Raw genomic sequence first — 16392 nt, forward strand, 5'->3', positions numbered from 1 at the left:
AATTTTATTTCCACAATTCGACCTTAATCGGCTGTGGATAATGTGGATAACTTTGTGTATAACTGTATTATCGCGGAGAACCGTGATTTTGTACTGTGGATAAAATGTGATGTTTTTTTTCTGTATTTTTCGATTTGATACTTGAAAATACGACTCTTATACAAATATGACAAAACAGACTTTTACACTTGATTTTTAAGTTTTTTGCCTGTTTCGTTAATTGTCTGGCAATTCTAACTTTTGGAGGTAACTCTCCACTGACACCACACAATTTGCCCCATCTGCGGCAGCAGTCACCACTTGGCGCAGATTTTTGGTCCTCTGGTCCCCACCTACAAAAATTCCTGGAATATTTGTCACTCCGTCTTCCCCGGCTACAATGTAGCCTCTTTCGTCCGTTTTAAGCTCATCTTTTAAGAGCGTGCTCTGCGGAGCCGTGCCTACGGCGATAAAAATTCCATCGACTTTCAGCGACTTATCCACATCGTTATGCACATCTTTGATGGAAATAGATTCAACCCTCTCATTTCCGGCAATTCTCGTCACAACCGTATTCCAGATTACTTGTATTTTGTCGTTTCTCGTCACCTGATCCCGAAGAATCTTTGCGCCCCTGAATTCATCTCTCCTGTGAATCAGATATACTTTCTCACATATTCTGCTCAGGAACAATGCATCTTCCAGAGCGACATCACCGCCGCCTACGACTGCCACAGTTTTGTTCCTGAAAAACGCTCCGTCACAGGTTGCACAATAAGAAACTCCCAGACCGGTGAGTTCTTCCTCTCCCGGGACACCCAGCTTTCTGTGAGTAGCCCCTGTGGCAAGCATAACCGTTTTGGTCTTCAGGACTTCACCGTTTTTTAAAACGATCTCTTTGATCGGCTGATCATGCCTGATCTCTGAGACTTCTCCTGTCCTGACTTCTGCTCCCAGGTCAGATGCATGGTTATAGAACTGGTCTCCCAGATCCATTCCCGTCATCTTTGGAAGTCCGGGATAATTATCGACTTCATAGGTCTGTACGATCTGTCCTCCTGACATGGCTTCTTTTTCTAAAACCAAAACTTCAAGCATAGCTCTCTTGGCGTAAATGGCTGCGGACATTCCTGCAGGTCCTGCGCCGATGATAATCAAATCATAAATTTTCATAAGGAAAACCCCTTTCTTTTACTTTACTGTCTTTGCTTCTTATTATAACACATTCCCTCGGCATCTTATTCTGTCTCCTGCATTTTCAGAGCATCGACGATTTCTTTTTTATCCCTTGCTCCCACAAAGCTCTTTTCTATTTTTCCATTCTTAAAGATCAAAAGTGTAGGAATGGACATGACACGGAATCCTACGGCCAGTTCTTGTTCCTCATCCACATTGATCTTTCCGACCTTCACTCCGGAAAGTTCTTCCGCGATCTCATCCACAACCGGCGACATCATCCTGCACGGCCCGCACCAGGCTGCCCAAAAATCGATCAGAACCGGCTCCTTTGCGTTTAATACTTCCTCGTCAAAATTTGCTGTTGTTATTTTTAAAACTGACATAATGGTCACTCCTTTTCTAAATCATCATTAACTATCTGAGTCCATTATATCGCTTTTCTATAATACTTCTGTGAGTAAGTCACACTTTTCACTCTTTTTCTTCTTTTCCACTGATAAAAACAGGCCCGCGATCGTCAAAAAAGCACCGCACGCCGCCCTGACCGTCAGTTCTTCACCAAGGATCAGGACCGATGTAATGATGGTCACCACCGGAACCATATAGATATAAACAGTAGTTTTTACTGCACCCAGCCTTTTCACTGCCGTATTCCAGGTGACGAAGCAGATGGCTGAGGCGCCTATCCCAAGGAACAGAAGGTTCCCAAGATTTAAAGGATCAGCAAATCTCTGTCTCCCCAAGGAAATATCCGTAAACAGCAGAACCGGAGACATGAACAAAAGTCCCCATGCAAAGCAGCGCCTTGTGGACTGCATGATATTGTGTCCGAAGTTTCCGATTTTTTTTGTCAGCATGGAATAAGCCGCCCATACGAAGGCTGCAAGCACTGCCAGAAAATCCCCTTTTGGGCTCAGATGCAGCGCTGTGCCGCCGAAAGAGATCAGGCAAATACCGCACATGGCCAGCAAAAATCCAAGAAAAAAACGTCTTCCAAGAGACTTTTCTCCCGTCACCACTCTTGCCAGGAGTGCCGTAAAAAACGGCGATACGGAAATAATAACCCCCACATTGGAAGCCATCGTGTATGTGAGGGCAATATTTTCAAATAAATAGTACAGGGTGATCCCGCACAGGCCGGCTGCCATAAAATATTTTTCTTCCCTCCAGCCTTCTGTCTTCAGCCTCTTTGGATAAATAAGAATCAGCACCAAGAAGCCCAGAAGGAAACGGAAAAATAAAATCTCAATCGGCTGAAACTGCCTGAGCAGAATCTTCGTGGAGATAAACGTTGTGCCCCATAAAAAAATAGTAGCCAGTGCAAACAAATGACCCTGTATGTATTTTTTGTCTTCCATAATTAATAACCTTTCTTTTCTGTAAAAATTCTCTGATATTGTGCCGGTGTCAGGCCAAACAGCCGCTTAAAGAAATTTGTAAAATGGCTCTGATCTGAGAATCCGGTCAGAGCCGCCGCCTCTGCCGGTTCTGTTCCCTCCTCCAAATATAATTTGGCCCGGTTTACCCTGATGGATTCCAGGTATTGGTACGGTGTAATCTTTTTATACTTTGTAAAATACCGGATCAGGCTGTATCTGCTGACGCCTGCAATCTTACAGAGCTGTTCCAGTGAAACGTTCTCACTGTAATGCTCCTTCATATAACTGCATACAGCATTGAGCCGTTCTGTGTCAGGCACCTGTACTTTCTTCTGTTCAAATACCGCATACTCGGAGAGCAGCTGCTCCATGAGAAGATAAAATAACTCCTCCTTTTCAAACTCCTGATTCCCCACTGCCACCATCCGGTACACTTCCCGGAGAAGCTCAGATTTTGAACACTTCCGGATCACCGGTCTTTCAAACTCGGGATATTCATACTTTCCCGTGATCTCTTCTGCAATTTCTTTCATCCTTTCTCTCTTGATATTAATAAATCTGCAGTTCAGAGGGTAATCCCCCACCTGCTCGCATGCATGGTTCTCCCTGTAATTAAAAAACAGCAGGTCTCCTGGTTCAATAAGAAATTCTTCTCCCCGGCAAGTCACTTTCCGCATACCGCTCTCGATGCATCCGATCACGTAATGATCGTGAAAATGATTAGGAAACTTCTGTTTGAGTCCGTAAAAGCCATAGGCTTCAATCTTTAATTGTTCGTCATAAAATATTTCTCTTATTTCTTTCATAATACTAAGTTTAACATAAATGTGCTGAGAAAATCTTGGATGATATTGCATACCTTATCGCGCGAAGCGCGCCAAGCCTGAAGGGCATAAAATACGGGGTACCCTGTGGGTATGACATCTGCCGGAAAGGTATTCCACCAATAAAAGGAACCATTCAACCATAGTTTTTTATCACTATTGGAGGAACGCATTTCAAAGTGTGACAAAAATAGTGGTAAAAAACTCATATTTATTTAGATAATCTTCTAAATGTTCTTGCTTTTGTATGAACAGAATGGTATAATACATTTAGATAAACTTCTAAATGTATCAGAAAGGAGGAACTGTGGGTTTTCAGGAAACATTCAAAGCATTGTCGGATTCCACCAGACGTGAAATTTTAGACTTGCTGAAAGACGGTTCCATGCCGGCCGGAGAAATATGCAGTCATTTCGATATGACAGGAGCATCGATTTCCCATCATCTGAACATTTTAAAACAGGCAAATCTCATAACTGACAAGAAACAAGGAAAATATATTTATTATGAATTGAATCTCTCTGTATTTGAAGAAGTGATTCACTGGTTTCAAAGCTTTAAGGAGGACATATAAATGAAACAATCCAGATCAAGTATTTTACTGACAGCGGTCTCCCTGCTGCTTTCTCTGGCAGTATTCTCTTCCCTGCCCGAACAGATCCCTGCCCATTGGAACACGCATGGAGCCATCGACCGTTACGCTCCCAAATTTGCGATCTTTATATTTCCGGCTGTCATCTTTTTGATCACCATACTTTTTCAGTTTATGCGGCGTACAGATCCCAATTCTGAAAACTATGATAAATTTCAGAAAGAATATCACCGGTACACCTTCGTCATAGGCCTAGTATTCTTCGTTGTCCAGATCATGACGATTGCGTCAGCCTTTAAAATTGATTTTGATGTCAACCTAATCTTCTGTCTGGGCATGGGCAGCTTATTTATTTTTCTTGGAAACCTGCTGCCCAAAACAAAACATAATTATTTTATTGGCATCCGAACCCCATGGACCCTGGCCGATGAACAAAACTGGTTTCTGACGCACCGGCTGGCCGCAAAAATATGGGTACTGGGAGGACTGACAGTCACACTCACCGCTCTTGCACCCGAATCGTTTCAGGTGCCTGTCTTTTTGACAGTCCTGGCGGTCATGGTCATCACACCGTTTGTATACTCATATACAGAATTCCGCAGGAAACGCTAAAATATTTTTCGTCAAAACAGCGTATAAAAGTAAAGCAAACTCACCGCACCTAAGAGATACATGAACGGATGTATCTCTTTTGTTTTCCCTCCCGCGGTTTTCATGACCAGATACGTCAGAATGGCGGTGCAGATCCCGTTTGCGATATTCCCGGCCAGAACTGTGAAAACCACGCACATAAAGGCCGGCATACTCTCCGTCACATCATCATACTTGATATGGCTCATGGCCTCCAGCATGCTGATGCCGATATAGACCAGCACCGGGGCCGTAGCCGCAGAAGGTATGATGAGGGCCACCGGGGCAAAAAACAGTGCAAACAGAAAGCATATGCTCGTAAACACTACGGTCAGTCCCGTCTTTCCCCCGGACTCGATACCCGCAGAAGATTCCAGATAAGTGGTCATGCCCGGCATTCCAAACAGTGCTCCCAGACTCGTTGCAGCTGCATCTACCTGGAAACACTGATCAATGCCGTCAAAGTTCCCGTTCTCATCCAGGTAACCCGCGCGTGCACCAACCCCAAGGATTGTCCCCACGGTGGCAAAGAAATCCGGAACAAACAGGGCTAAAAGAAACGGAAGATAGAACACCTGAAGCGCTCCAAGGATATCAATCTGAAACAGCTGTCCCCCGACAGAAGCCGGCATGGAAATAATCTTTTCAGGCAGTTTCGTCACTCCCAGCGGTATTCCGGCTATGGCAGCCGCCAGTATAGACAGAACCATATCTCCAGCCACACGCTTTGCCCTCAGAATCAGGAGAATGACAAATCCAAACACTGCCGTAATCACCTCCGGCGATCCAAGGTTTTCAAATACAAGGCTGTTTTTTGCCTCATTCGCCGCAATAATACCCGCTCCCCTTGCTCCGATCAGAGCAATGAAAATACCGATACCGGCGCTGACCGCATATTTTAAACTGGCAGGGACAGCTCTTACGATCGCCTCCCTGAGACCCAAAAATGTAATGGCGAGAAACAGCAGACCGCTCCAGAAAACAATGCCTCCTGCAATCCTTACCGGTACGTGATCGGCGCTTATCATAGCAGCCACAATCCCTGCACTGCTGAGTCCCGGTGCCAGGGCAAAGGGCCGGTTCGTATAAAGTGCCATCGCCAGTGTCGCAGCGGCGATGAGCAGCACCATAACCGTCATCATCACGTGCTTATCCACTCCCGTGGCTTCCAGCATGTTGGGCACCGTAGCCAGGGCATAGGCCATGGTAATAAAGACTGTGATACCTGCCAGGAATTCTGTTCTGATATCTGTATGATGCTCTCTTAATTTAAATTTTTTTTCTATCCAGCGAATCATAAAAGCCTCCTTCTCTTATGGAATTATTATTTCCATTTGAAGGAGGCTTCATTCTGAGCACTGTTTTATTGCATTAAAATTTCTTTTGTTTTAATCTGATTGCAGAATGCCAGGTCATGCTCCACAAATAAAAGGGTTATTCCGCTGTTTTTCAGCAATTCCTCAATCTGTATCCTGGAAAACACATCAATATAGTTCAAGGGTTCATCCCACAAATACAGATGTGCCTGCTCACACAGACTTCCTGCGATCAGCACCTTCTTTTTCTGTCCCTCGCTGAATTCCTCTATTTTTTTCTCAAACTGAATCCTGGAAAAATCCAGCTTTCTCAAGATGGTCTTAAACAGACTCTCATCAATACCGCAGTTATATGCATACTCTCTGAGATCCCCCTTCAATCCGTCCGTGTTCTGGGGCACATAAGATATCCTCAGACCATTGGCTGTATAAAGATAACCTTCGTGATCCACCGCCTTTCCAAGCAAAAGTTTCAGCACACTGGATTTTCCGCAGCCATTTTTCCCAACCAGGGCAATCCTGTCCCCTTTCTCAATGTCAAAGGACAGATTTTCGGTTACAATTTTGCTTCCATAGGAAATTGACACATCCTCCAATACTGCCAGCCGTTTCGCATGGTGTTCCAGAGGAGATATTTTTAAGGATTCCGAAGTCTCGATATTCTTTAACAGCTTTGATTTCTCTTTGACTGCATCTTCCTTTCTTGTCTCTGCCGCCTTTGACCGCTTCATCATTTTTGCCGCCTTATGGCCGATGAATCCCCTGTCCGGACGAAGGCCGGAGTTTCTGGTGCCCCTTTTTGTCTTTTCCACCTGATCTGACCATCCCTCAGTCCTTCTCTGAGATTTTAAAAGCCTTCCGATCTCCTTTTTCAGTTTCTCATTTTCCGAGAGTTCATACTGGTCTCTGAGAAGCTTATTTTCATACCAGGAAGAAAAATTTCCCTTCTGCACCTCGATCTCCGTTCTGTTCACAGATAAAACGTGATCCGTACACTCATCCAGAAACGCCCGGTCATGGGATACAAGAATAAATCCTTTCTTGGAGTTTAAATACGCTCCTACCTTTCTTCTGGCCTCGGCATCCAGGTGATTGGTAGGCTCATCGATCAGCAGAAAATTGTTTTCTTTGCCAAACAAAACAGCCAGCAGCACTTTCGTCTGCTCTCCGTTTGATAACGTTTGGAATGGACGGTACAGGACTTCATCCGGAACACCCAGCTGTGACATCTCTTTCATGACCTTCCAAAGTTCATATTGCGGGTCCACAGACTCCAGCACATCCACTGTGAGCGCCGTCGGGTCCTTTACCGGATACGGAAAATAATCAAATTTTACACTCGCCGCAATAGAGCCCCTATACTCATACTCTCCCATCAATAATTTTAAAAATGTGGTTTTCCCCCTTCCATTTCTTCCCGTAAATCCAAGCTTCCAGTCCGTATCAATTTGAAACGAGACATGCTCAAAGATATAATCAAAACTGGTATCATATGAAAACGTTAAATCTGAAATTTGAATCATAGACATAAATGTACCTCCTGACCGTGATAAGATCTTTAACAAAACAAAAAACCCGCAGGAAAGACTCTCCCCGCAGGTTCGCATACAAAAATATCACGCACGCCAAGCGTACACTAATATCAATCTATATAGAAGCAGTTCGGATGATCTTTCTTGCAGAGCGCATAAAACCAGAAGGAAACCTCCTTCTCATCTTATGCCGTTTTAATCTTAGCAAGAAATAATCATCACCCTTCCACACCTCATTTCTTTTTCTTAATTAGAGTATAAAATATCTTTTATATCTTGTAAAGCCTTAATTAAAGGCAATAAGCAAGCCTGTAAGAACTGCGGTGATCATTCCGACCACGGCCGCAATACAGGCAATCACAGTCTTTGCCTTCTCTTCCTTTCCCATGCAGACAAAAAGCAGAACTTTATAGCATATAACTCCCAAAATTCCTCCGGCACAGTTTAAAATAATATCGTCAATATCTGTGGCTCCGATGGCTGCTGCATACTGAAAAGCTTCAAAGAACAAACTGATGCCAAAGACTGCCAGCAGACTTTTGACCGCTTTTCTTCTTTTTATAAAGAACATCAGATAAATTCCCAGCGGGACAAATAAAATGATATTCCCATAAATATTCAGGTCACCGATTCCTGAAGAACCAATGATTTGCCGAAACGGAACTAAATTTAAAGATCTTGAAAAGTATCTTCCATGCTGAAATAGCTGCCACGGCTGTACATATTTAAACAGAATATTTTCCAACAGAAATGCCAGATAAAAAATAAAGACGCCGTTAAATATTCCATCCCGAAGCTTCCTGTTCCTATGATTTCTCATAAAGCACCCCCTTTTCTTTCTATTAGGGTATCATACAATATAGAAAAAAAAGCTTCAAGTTTCTTATAAATTTCTGACAATCAGCAGATAAATACCCCTGTAAAATGACTTTTTATCCCTTTCCGGCCCTTTCTCCTTCAAATATCAATAGATTCAATATTTTCATTTTCAAGCAGCCGCTGGATCGCATCGTACATATCAAAGCTGTCCGTCAGTTTCACATCCAGTCTGACCTTGATGCTCTCATTCCCTATCTTCTGAACTGAGATGTTCAGGATCTCTATGGATTCCTCCCTGATCGTTTCCTGGATCATCTTCACGGCATCAGGACCGTTGGGCAGCTTCAGGGTAATTACTTCCACCGTAGGCGTCCTGATCCATTTGAAATCCCTGTGCAGGACCCACTGTACGATGATCAGAAGGATCGTGCTGAAAATCCCGATCAAATACTGCCCGCCTCCTACGGACATACCGACTCCTACAGTAGCCCAGATGCCCGCTGCTGTGGTCAGTCCGCTGACACTCTGGTTATGCACAAAGATAATTCCTGCACCCAGAAAACCGATGGCGGTTACGACACCTGCCGCAATCCTTGACGGATCCAGTCCTACGTTGTGGACAGCGAGAATGTCACTGAATCCATACTTGGAGATGATCATCATCAGTGCGGCGGCCAATGATACGATTACATGAGTCCTGATACCTGCTGTTTTCAGCCTGTTGGTCCGCTCATAACCAATACAGGCTCCGCAGACTGCTGCCAGAAGGATCCTTGCACTGTATTCCAGCTGTAATATAAGGCCTGTCATATGCACCACACTTCTTTCTCTCGTTTTAATTAGAGTATAGCATTGTACTTAAAAATGTGCAATGCAGCCTCAATTTCCCGCCGCTTCTCCTTTCTGTTATTCAGACAGCATCCGAATGATTTTGCATGGATTTCCGGCCGCCAGCACCCCGGCGGGCAGATCCTTGGTCACAACACTTCCGGCAGCAATAACCGTGCCGTCACCGACAGACACCCCGGGAAGCACTGTCACATTTCCTCCGATCCAGACATTGCTGCCTATATGGATCGGATAAGCGTATTCAAGCCCCTCATTTCTCTGTTTAATATCAAAGGGGTGTCCCGCTGTATAAAAGGAACAATTAGGCGCAACGAAGACATCGTGTCCAAATGTAACTTTGGCTCCGTCTAAAATAGTACAGTTATAGTTCAGAAAACACCTCTCACCAACTTCAATATTATAGCCGTAGTCACAAAAAAACGGCTGCTCCACTGTGAATTCTCCCTCTGTTTTTCCCAGAATCCTCTTCATGAGTTCTGTCCTTTTTTCCAATTCCTTCGGCATCAGCCGGTTATATTCTGCACACAGCTCCTGACAATCAAGTCTCTCTTCCTTTAAATCAGTATCATAGTTTGCATTATAAAGCATTCCCAAAGCCGCTTTTTCCTTCTCTGTCATTCTCAATTCCTCCTGTTCTTTTCTCTATTCGTCTGTCTTTATGACCAGGTCCTCCCGAAAGCCTTTCCCCATTTTATGTCTTGCCTTTCTGTTTTCTACTGTATCAAAAATAATGGAAAAATCATAGTCCTCGGGATATAGTTCTGTTGCTGCTACTTTTAGTTTCAGGCGTTTATGGCTGCAGAACTTCTTTTCTTTCTTAATCTGTACCAACACCTGACCGTTTTCATCGGCAGGCTTCACTACAATCCCGATCTCTCCTTCCGGCAGGACTGTCACACTGTCCCCGGTAACAAATTTTCTTATTTTAGTTTCCTTTTTCTTCTCTGTCTTTTGAATGGACGGGGCTTTTTCCCTCCGCAGTCTCTCCTGTGTATCTGTTAGCTGCAAACTGTCTATGACAGCCTCGCTTTTATCTCCGTACGCCTCTCTGGCTGCAGCACTGAGCATTTTCCCCGGGAAACCAAGCCGCTTTGCAATGTAGAGGGCGCAGCTCTCTCCCGCCTCGCCTACCTTCAGCCGGTACAAGGGCTTCAGAGTTTCCCTGTCAAACTCCATTCTTGCATTCACCACTTCCGGATACCGGTCAGCGTATTCTTTTACTTCCGGATAATGAGTAGTCACCAGGAATAATGCCCCGCTGTTCCTCAATTCTTCAAGGATCGCCACAGCAATTCCCATCCCTTCCGCCGGGTCGGTCCCAGAACCGAGTTCATCCAATATTACAAGACTGTCTTTCTGACTTCTTTTTAATATTTCCAGAACATTCTTGATGTGGGCTGAAAAGGTAGACAGGTTATCAGAAATATTCTGTCCGTCCCCAATATCACAGAGGATTTCATTTTGCATGCAGATCTCTGCACGCTCACAGGGAACATGAAGCCCGGAGCATGCCATCGCGCTCATTAAGGCGACGGTCTTAATTGCAACCGTTTTTCCTCCTGTATTTGGTCCTGTTATGATGACTCCACGGTTTTCTCTGCCTATTTCAAAGTCTAATGGCACGCAGGTATTTCCTGACAGCATTGGATGCCTGGCTTTCTTCAGCCTGATATAATGCTCTGTATTGATCTCAGGTTCAACTGCATCCATGTGAAGACTCAGGCGTCCCTTGGCAAATATAAAGTCAAGCTTTTCGATCACGCGAATATCTTCTTTCAAAGCTTCCTCGTTCTGGGCTGCCAGGCTCGTCAGGCTGTAAAGGATTCTTCTTTCTTCCGAATCCTCCTCAATCTGATAAAGTTCCAGTTCCTCTCTGAGCCCTGCAACCGAAGCAGGCTCCACAAATATAGTGGCACCGGTGGAAGACTGGTCAACTGCGCTTCCCAAAACCATATTTCTGCATTTTTTACGAACAGGAATACAATACCTTCCGTTTCTCTTCACAACAAATGCATCGCTTAAATAAGCTTTATTTGCCTTCAGTGCTTTTTCAGCTTTCTCTCCGATTTTCTCACTGAGCAAAACAATCTGCTTTCGGATGTCTTTCAGGTACGGTGATGCATAGTCATCTACTCTTCCATTCCTGATACATCGCCTGATCTCTTCTTTCAAGTCATCCAGGGATTCTAAATTCTGATTATAAAAGGCCAGGCTGATTTTTTCATCCTCCCCTTTTCCAAGGTAGATCTTCAGCCGTCCGACAGAATTTAAAAACATACACAATTCTTCCAGTTCTTCCGGCAGGAGCAATGCCCCCGCAGCTGCTTTTTTAATATATTCATCCATATGGTCCATGGCCGGAAGAGGTGGTGTTCCATACGCCTCCACCATTCCTTTGGCCTGGGATGTGTCATTTATATACTTCCTCAGTTTCAGTTCAGACAGTAAAGGCCGCATCCGGCCGATCCGTTCCTTTGCACCCGCAGAAAATGCATAGTCTTTGAGCTGCTCTAATATCTGATAATAACCTAGTGTCTTTAATGATTCATTTTTCATAATAGATTCCTTTCTCAGTCAAGACAGAATTATGCCTATAATATCAAAATTACATTTTCTTGAAAGAACAAAGTGGGCAAGCCCACTTCAACGCCCCAACCCCTCCCTCACTCTTTGAGGGGCTTGACAACTTTGCGTGCCAGATGCAATTTGCCGCAGGCAAATAATTTCCTTACGCATCTGTGCACAACCCGCGGAGCGTTTTTATTTCATAGGGAAGGTCGTAGAACTTTCCTATGAAATAAAATAAAGATCACAGATACATTGCCCCGAAACCGGTACATTCCCTGTGATCTTCTGACGAAAGAAGTCTAAATTAAAATAATAAAAAAACACAGCATTACAGCTATGTTCCAACATCTCTTTCCATCTATATAAAGCGTATGAAACGGGTTCGTAAGGCAAAATATCAGATCAGACTGCAGTTATAGGCAGGCTGATAAAAGACAGACCGGCATATCCATACCTGTCCTTCCTGATCAATATTTTATTTTTCTGCAATGCTCATTCCAGAAACCCGTAACACCAAGACACCTCATTTCATTTCTCATTTTTATTTATTATAGTCTCTGACATTGATATTGTCAACATCCATTTTTATCCTGACACACGTTGTCAGGGTTTGTCTGATATAATAGGGGACAAGGAGGTGAAACGATTGCACGAAAGCCGCTTATTCAAAATTATTTACTATCTGTTGGAAAAAGGACAGGCAACTGCACCTGAACTGGCCTCAAAGTTTGAAGTATCTGTGAGAACCATTTACCGCGATATTGATGTAATGAACAGTGCAGGAATCCCAGTATATGCCGCTGCCGGAAGGGACGGCGGTATTAAACTGTATGATGATTTTATAATCAGCAAAGCCTTGCTGTCTGAGTCTGATATTCAGGATATCTTAATCGGTCTGCAAAGCTTATCCGCTGCCCGGTATTCCGATCATGAAAGTACATTAGAAAAATTACGTGCTCTTTTTAAGCAGACAAATACAGACTGGATTGAAATTGATTTTTCTCGCTGGGGAGCCTGCGTTCAAAAAGAAAGCGAAATATTTTCTCTGCTGAAAACCTCTGTTTTAAAAAGACAGGAAATTATATTTTGTTATTATAACTCCAAAGGAGACATCAGTGAAAGGCGGTGCCGTCCGATAAAATTATTGTATAAAGACAGGTCGTGGTATTTGTTTGGATTTTGCTGCAAAAGAAAAGATTACAGATTATTCCGTATCTCAAGAATGAGAAAGCTAGAGCTCACAGAAATTATGTTTGATGAAATTTCTGATGACAGTTCAAGAATTTTGCCGCTGCCTGAGGATATGGAAGTATTATGCGAAATAGAACTTCGCTTTCCACTGAACATGGGGCATAGAGTTTTAGATATTTTCAGTGAAGAGGCGATAATACAAAACAATAAACAGATTGTTGTAAAGGCGTCGCTGCCCCGGAACGAATGGCTGTACGAAATGTTATTATCTTTCGGAGAGAATGTTGAAATTGTACACCCGATAAGCTTAAAAGAAGAAATCATAGAGCGGTGTGAAAAAGCTCTAAACCATCACAAAGGAGCGGGATTATGAATATAAAAAAAAGTTTGCAAACCATAGATGCTTCGGGCAGTAATTTTTATTTCAATGACGTTGATGTTGTCCCGGAGAATATCAAAGCTGTACTTATTAATGAAGTCGTTCCCCAAGATCCTGATAACGATTTTTATGGAAAACAGGAGGGAGAATATCTTTCTGCCGCTATTTCTCTTTTCCACAACGCAGGGATAGCAGTGAAAACAGCAAAAGAGCTGCTGGACTTGGGGATCTATATTACAAATGCAGTAAAGAAACCAAAATCTCACACTTCCGTTGAAAGAAGCATGATCGAAGAAAGCCTGCCCTTTCTTGAGAAGGAGCTGTCCTTATTTCCTAATGTCCAGGTAGTCATGCTGATGGGGGATGTGGCAAAAAAAGCAATGAACATGATCGCTAAAAAAACAACGAAAAGGAATGCAATTCCTGCTGTTTCAACATACAAACTGCGCCACAGCGAAATTTACTATAAAAATATACGACTGATGCCCTCCTATATTATGACAGGGACAAACATCCTAATTGAAAAGTCGAAGTTTCAGATGGCTTCTGAAGATATTTCTAACATGATTTATATAATCAATCAAGGTATTGTGTTTCATCTTCATCAAAAATGAATTCTTTACAAACTTTCAAATTAGTGGTATATTTTAAGCAGAAAAAGGAACAACCGTCCAAAGCGGTTTGACCTAATAATAAAGGCAGAAAATCCACTCTATTACTTGCCAAAGTTCTCAAGGGTGGTTTTTCTATGCATAGCTAATGACTGATCAAATGTATGAAGGTCAAACCACCCTGTAACACGGTTGTTCCATAACCAAATTTTATCATACTATTTTATTTATTACAATTCCAATTTTGTATTTTTTAGTAAATTCATATTCTCTTATTATAAAAAGACCCCATGAAAACAAAAAGTTTTCATGGGGTTGATTAATTCTCTTATATAGCAAAAATTATCGTTTTGAGAACTGTGGTGCACGACGTGCAGAACGAAGTCCCGGTTTCTTTCTTTCCTTCATACGAGGATCTCTGGTTAAATATCCTGCTTTCTTTAATACCGGACGGAAGTCTCCGTCAACCTGTAATAAAGCTCTGGAAATACCGTGGCGGATTGCTCCTGCCTGTCCTGTAAATCCACCGCCGATAACATTTACCAATACATCGTATTTTCCGAGAGTGTCAGTAGCAACCAATGGCTGGCGTACGACTACTTTTAATGTCTCTAATCCTAAATATTCGTCAATATCTCTTTTATTGATTGTGATCTTTCCTGTTCCTGGTACTAAATATACTCTAGCGATACTGCTTTTTCTTCTACCAGTTCCGTAATATTTTGCTGTAGCCACTTAATCGTCCTCCTTCTTAATACTTGATCTCTAATGCTTTTGGCTGCTGAGCCTGGTTGTTGTGCTCTGCGCCTGCATATACGTGAAGTTTCTTAATCATTGCTCTTCCCAAAGGACCTTTTGGAAGCATACCTTTTACTGCAAGATAGATAACATCTTCAGGCTTTTTTGCCATTTTTTCTTTTAAAGTTGTTTCTTTCATTCCGCCTACATAATCAGAGTGATTGTAGTAGATCTTCTGGTCTAATTTCTTTCCTGTTACCTGGATTTTATCTGCGTTCACAACGATCACGTTGTCGCCTGTGTCAATGTGAGGAGTATAAGTCGGCTTATTCTTTCCTCTTAAAACTTTTGCGATCTCTGATGCTAAACGTCCTAATGTATGTCCTGTGGCGTCAACTACATACCATTCTCTTTCAATTGTTGATGGGCTTGCCATAAAGCTCTTCATGGTTCTTCCTCCTAAATTTCTCAATCAATGTGTCTTCTATATAAAATACTCCCTCCGGGGCATTGGGGTAAGCATTTTCTTTTATGTCACATTTTCATATTATATAACACTGACCGGGGTGTGTCAATAAATTTTATCCAAAAAGCCTTATATATTATATTATTTCTCGGCCAATATATCGATAAGTTTTTTCACTTCCGAATCCAATCCCGCCTTTTTTATATCTTTCATGTATTTCTCTGCCTCATCGAGAGAATCCTTATATTCTGCTTCTCCGGATGACAACAGGTAATTGTATAATGCACCAACCATTTTTGTGATATTCTGCTTTTCTACATTTTTTATAAAAGCCTGATCCTCATGAGTCATATTTTTTTTATTTTCATGGACATCCTTCCTGATAACAATCAGATTGTATATATATGCCGTGCAGTCCATCATCTCAGGCTGATTTTCTTTTTCCTCTACTTTCCCCAAATTCTTACTGATGTAGATAAAACTTTTTCTGATTTGTTCCCCATTCTTTTCTATGTCCTTAGAATCCTTTCTTGCCTGCTTTTCCGCAGAAGAAAGTTTTTTCATCAGTTTTTTCTCAAAACTCTGATTCTCCTGATTTAATTCCGTTGTTTTATGTTCTGTTTTACATCCAGAACATAAAATTGCGGCAACAGTTAACATTGCAATAAAAACTATATATCTTCTTTTTCTCTTCATAGCTGTATACCCCTTTTAACAAATCATCCCATTTTCTATTTCAATAATATGATCGCATACACTTTCCAGATCCTGCTGGTGATGGGTTGCAATAATGACGATGGCTCCTCTTTTTGCCTCTTCTCTTATGATCCGATAGATAAGTTCCACTCCAGTTTTATCCAGAGCATTTGTCGGTTCATCCAGAAGAATCAAATTTTGATGCTCAAATATCGCCTGAGCTATATTTAGCCGTTGCCTCATACCAAGCGAAAACTTCTTTACTTTTGTGTCTTTATTCTCTTCCAGACCAACTCTTTTCAGCGCTTCTATAATATCTTCATCCGAAGCAATTTTTTTAATATCCGCTAACATTTGCATGTTTTGAAATGCAGTGTATTGAGGTAAAAGTTCCATATTTTCAATTACAATTCCGGTATTTTCAGGAAAGGAGAGATCCTTATGAAGTTTCTTCCCATCTGACAATATTTCTCCTTCATTTATTGTAATCAAGCCCGCAATAGCTCTTAAAAGCATTGTTTTCCCGCAGCCATTGTAACCACATAACCCATATACTTTTCCATCTTCAAATCGGTAAGATATGTTTCTCAGTATGTCCTTTTTCCCAATTTTTTTACTTATATTTATTAACTCTATCATACTGT

Annotated in this window: 18 protein-coding genes; 4 read left to right on the forward strand and 14 right to left on the reverse strand. The window is 42.3% G+C overall.

Annotation, left to right across the window (positions count from 1 at the left end):
• Positions 1-216: 216 nt before the first annotated feature.
• From trxB to QGT46_RS03445, 4 genes are all read right to left on the reverse strand, one after another.
• Entirely contained in the window at positions 217-1152 is a 936-nt protein-coding gene (gene trxB, locus QGT46_RS03430) for a thioredoxin-disulfide reductase (RefSeq protein WP_024729400.1), read from the reverse strand.
• A gap of 65 nt (positions 1153-1217) precedes the next feature.
• Positions 1218-1541, reverse strand: coding sequence for a thioredoxin (gene trxA, locus QGT46_RS03435; protein WP_024729399.1), 324 nt, complete (start codon positions 1539-1541; stop codon positions 1218-1220).
• A 57-nt stretch (positions 1542-1598) separates the two neighbouring features.
• Entirely contained in the window at positions 1599-2516 is a 918-nt protein-coding gene (locus tag QGT46_RS03440; RefSeq protein ID WP_024729398.1) for a DMT family transporter, read from the reverse strand.
• Positions 2517-2518: 2 nt separating this feature from the next.
• Positions 2519-3343, reverse strand: coding sequence for a helix-turn-helix domain-containing protein (locus QGT46_RS03445; protein ID WP_301589598.1), 825 nt, complete (start codon positions 3341-3343; stop codon positions 2519-2521).
• 325 nt (positions 3344-3668) lie between these two features.
• Here QGT46_RS03445 and QGT46_RS03450 point away from each other — a divergent pair, with 325 nt between their 5' ends.
• Both QGT46_RS03450 and QGT46_RS03455 read left to right on the forward strand, forming a co-directional pair.
• Positions 3669-3935 carry an autorepressor SdpR family transcription factor gene (locus tag QGT46_RS03450; RefSeq protein WP_024729396.1) on the forward strand — a complete coding sequence of 89 codons (267 nt, stop codon included), beginning with the start codon at positions 3669-3671 and terminating at the stop codon, positions 3933-3935.
• Positions 3936-4565 carry an SdpI family protein gene (locus tag QGT46_RS03455; RefSeq protein WP_301589601.1) on the forward strand — a complete coding sequence of 210 codons (630 nt, stop codon included), beginning with the start codon at positions 3936-3938 and terminating at the stop codon, positions 4563-4565.
• 11 nt (positions 4566-4576) lie between these two features.
• Here the strand turns inward: QGT46_RS03455 and QGT46_RS03460 are convergent, their stop codons facing one another.
• The 6 genes from QGT46_RS03460 to QGT46_RS03485 form a co-directional block, all read right to left on the reverse strand.
• Positions 4577-5881, reverse strand: a complete 1305-nt coding sequence (locus QGT46_RS03460) for an NCS2 family permease (protein ID WP_301589602.1) — start codon at positions 5879-5881, stop codon at positions 4577-4579.
• 65 nt (positions 5882-5946) lie between these two features.
• Positions 5947-7428 (reverse strand): ribosomal protection-like ABC-F family protein, encoded by a 1482-nt coding sequence (abc-f, locus tag QGT46_RS03465; protein WP_301589604.1) that lies wholly within the window; start codon positions 7426-7428, stop codon positions 5947-5949.
• 289 nt (positions 7429-7717) lie between these two features.
• Entirely contained in the window at positions 7718-8251 is a 534-nt protein-coding gene (locus tag QGT46_RS03470; RefSeq protein ID WP_024729392.1) for a VanZ family protein, read from the reverse strand.
• Between the two features lie 137 nt (positions 8252-8388).
• Positions 8389-9060: an MgtC/SapB family protein gene (locus QGT46_RS03475; RefSeq protein WP_207727577.1), complete on the reverse strand. Its 672-nt coding sequence runs from the start codon at positions 9058-9060 to the stop codon at positions 8389-8391.
• A gap of 96 nt (positions 9061-9156) precedes the next feature.
• Positions 9157-9717: a sugar O-acetyltransferase gene (locus QGT46_RS03480; protein ID WP_024729390.1), complete on the reverse strand. Its 561-nt coding sequence runs from the start codon at positions 9715-9717 to the stop codon at positions 9157-9159.
• A 24-nt stretch (positions 9718-9741) separates the two neighbouring features.
• Positions 9742-11655 carry an endonuclease MutS2 gene (locus tag QGT46_RS03485; RefSeq protein WP_148459131.1) on the reverse strand — a complete coding sequence of 638 codons (1914 nt, stop codon included), beginning with the start codon at positions 11653-11655 and terminating at the stop codon, positions 9742-9744.
• A gap of 649 nt (positions 11656-12304) precedes the next feature.
• On the opposite strand from QGT46_RS03485, the gene QGT46_RS03490 reads away from it, so the two are divergent.
• Together QGT46_RS03490 and QGT46_RS03495 are read left to right on the forward strand one after the other, a co-directional pair.
• On the forward strand, positions 12305-13231 hold the full coding sequence (locus QGT46_RS03490; RefSeq protein WP_301589611.1) for a helix-turn-helix transcriptional regulator: 927 nt from the start codon (positions 12305-12307) through the stop codon (positions 13229-13231).
• Positions 13228-13851 (forward strand): uracil-DNA glycosylase family protein, encoded by a 624-nt coding sequence (locus QGT46_RS03495; RefSeq protein ID WP_148459130.1) that lies wholly within the window; start codon positions 13228-13230, stop codon positions 13849-13851. Before QGT46_RS03490 ends, QGT46_RS03495 begins: the two co-directional genes overlap by 4 nt.
• Positions 13852-14190: 339 nt before the next feature.
• Here QGT46_RS03495 and rpsI read toward each other — a convergent pair whose 3' ends face one another.
• The 4 genes from rpsI to QGT46_RS03515 form a co-directional block, all read right to left on the reverse strand.
• The gene (rpsI, locus tag QGT46_RS03500; protein ID WP_006568524.1) at positions 14191-14583 is read right to left on the reverse strand and encodes a 30S ribosomal protein S9; all 393 of its coding nucleotides are present in this window, start codon (positions 14581-14583) and stop codon (positions 14191-14193) included.
• Positions 14584-14599: 16 nt separating this feature from the next.
• Complete coding sequence (gene rplM / locus QGT46_RS03505; RefSeq protein ID WP_006568523.1) at positions 14600-15034, reverse strand: 50S ribosomal protein L13; 435 nt, start codon at positions 15032-15034, stop codon at positions 14600-14602.
• A 159-nt stretch (positions 15035-15193) separates the two neighbouring features.
• On the reverse strand, positions 15194-15748 hold the full coding sequence (locus QGT46_RS03510; protein WP_148459129.1) for a hypothetical protein: 555 nt from the start codon (positions 15746-15748) through the stop codon (positions 15194-15196).
• 15 nt (positions 15749-15763) lie between these two features.
• Positions 15764-16387: an ABC transporter ATP-binding protein gene (locus QGT46_RS03515; protein WP_148459128.1), complete on the reverse strand. Its 624-nt coding sequence runs from the start codon at positions 16385-16387 to the stop codon at positions 15764-15766.
• Positions 16388-16392 lie beyond the last annotated feature (5 nt).

This window comes from Anaerostipes faecis (assembly GCF_910574135.1).
GTDB lineage: Bacteria > Bacillota > Clostridia > Lachnospirales > Lachnospiraceae > Anaerostipes > Anaerostipes hominis.

Bases quoted from the DNA above. Each gene is read 5' to 3' on its own strand.
- trxB (WP_024729400.1), bottom strand. From the start codon at position 1,152: ATGAAAATTTATGATTTGATTATCATCGGCGCAGGACCTGCAGGAATG.
- trxA (WP_024729399.1), bottom strand. From the start codon at position 1,541: ATGTCAGTTTTAAAAATAACAACAGCAAATTTTGACGAGGAAGTATTA.
- QGT46_RS03440 (WP_024729398.1), bottom strand. From the start codon at position 2,516: ATGGAAGACAAAAAATACATACAGGGTCATTTGTTTGCACTGGCTACT.
- QGT46_RS03445 (WP_301589598.1), bottom strand. From the start codon at position 3,343: ATGAAAGAAATAAGAGAAATATTTTATGACGAACAATTAAAGATTGAA.
- QGT46_RS03455 (WP_301589601.1), top strand. From the start codon at position 3,936: ATGAAACAATCCAGATCAAGTATTTTACTGACAGCGGTCTCCCTGCTG.
- QGT46_RS03460 (WP_301589602.1), bottom strand. From the start codon at position 5,881: ATGATTCGCTGGATAGAAAAAAAATTTAAATTAAGAGAGCATCATACA.
- abc-f (WP_301589604.1), bottom strand. From the start codon at position 7,428: ATGTCTATGATTCAAATTTCAGATTTAACGTTTTCATATGATACCAGT.
- QGT46_RS03470 (WP_024729392.1), bottom strand. From the start codon at position 8,251: ATGAGAAATCATAGGAACAGGAAGCTTCGGGATGGAATATTTAACGGC.
- QGT46_RS03475 (WP_207727577.1), bottom strand. From the start codon at position 9,060: ATGACAGGCCTTATATTACAGCTGGAATACAGTGCAAGGATCCTTCTG.
- QGT46_RS03480 (WP_024729390.1), bottom strand. From the start codon at position 9,717: ATGACAGAGAAGGAAAAAGCGGCTTTGGGAATGCTTTATAATGCAAAC.
- QGT46_RS03485 (WP_148459131.1), bottom strand. From the start codon at position 11,655: ATGAAAAATGAATCATTAAAGACACTAGGTTATTATCAGATATTAGAG.
- QGT46_RS03495 (WP_148459130.1), top strand. From the start codon at position 13,228: ATGAATATAAAAAAAAGTTTGCAAACCATAGATGCTTCGGGCAGTAAT.
- rplM (WP_006568523.1), bottom strand. From the start codon at position 15,034: ATGAAGAGCTTTATGGCAAGCCCATCAACAATTGAAAGAGAATGGTAT.
- QGT46_RS03510 (WP_148459129.1), bottom strand. From the start codon at position 15,748: ATGAAGAGAAAAAGAAGATATATAGTTTTTATTGCAATGTTAACTGTT.
- QGT46_RS03515 (WP_148459128.1), bottom strand. From the start codon at position 16,387: ATGATAGAGTTAATAAATATAAGTAAAAAAATTGGGAAAAAGGACATA.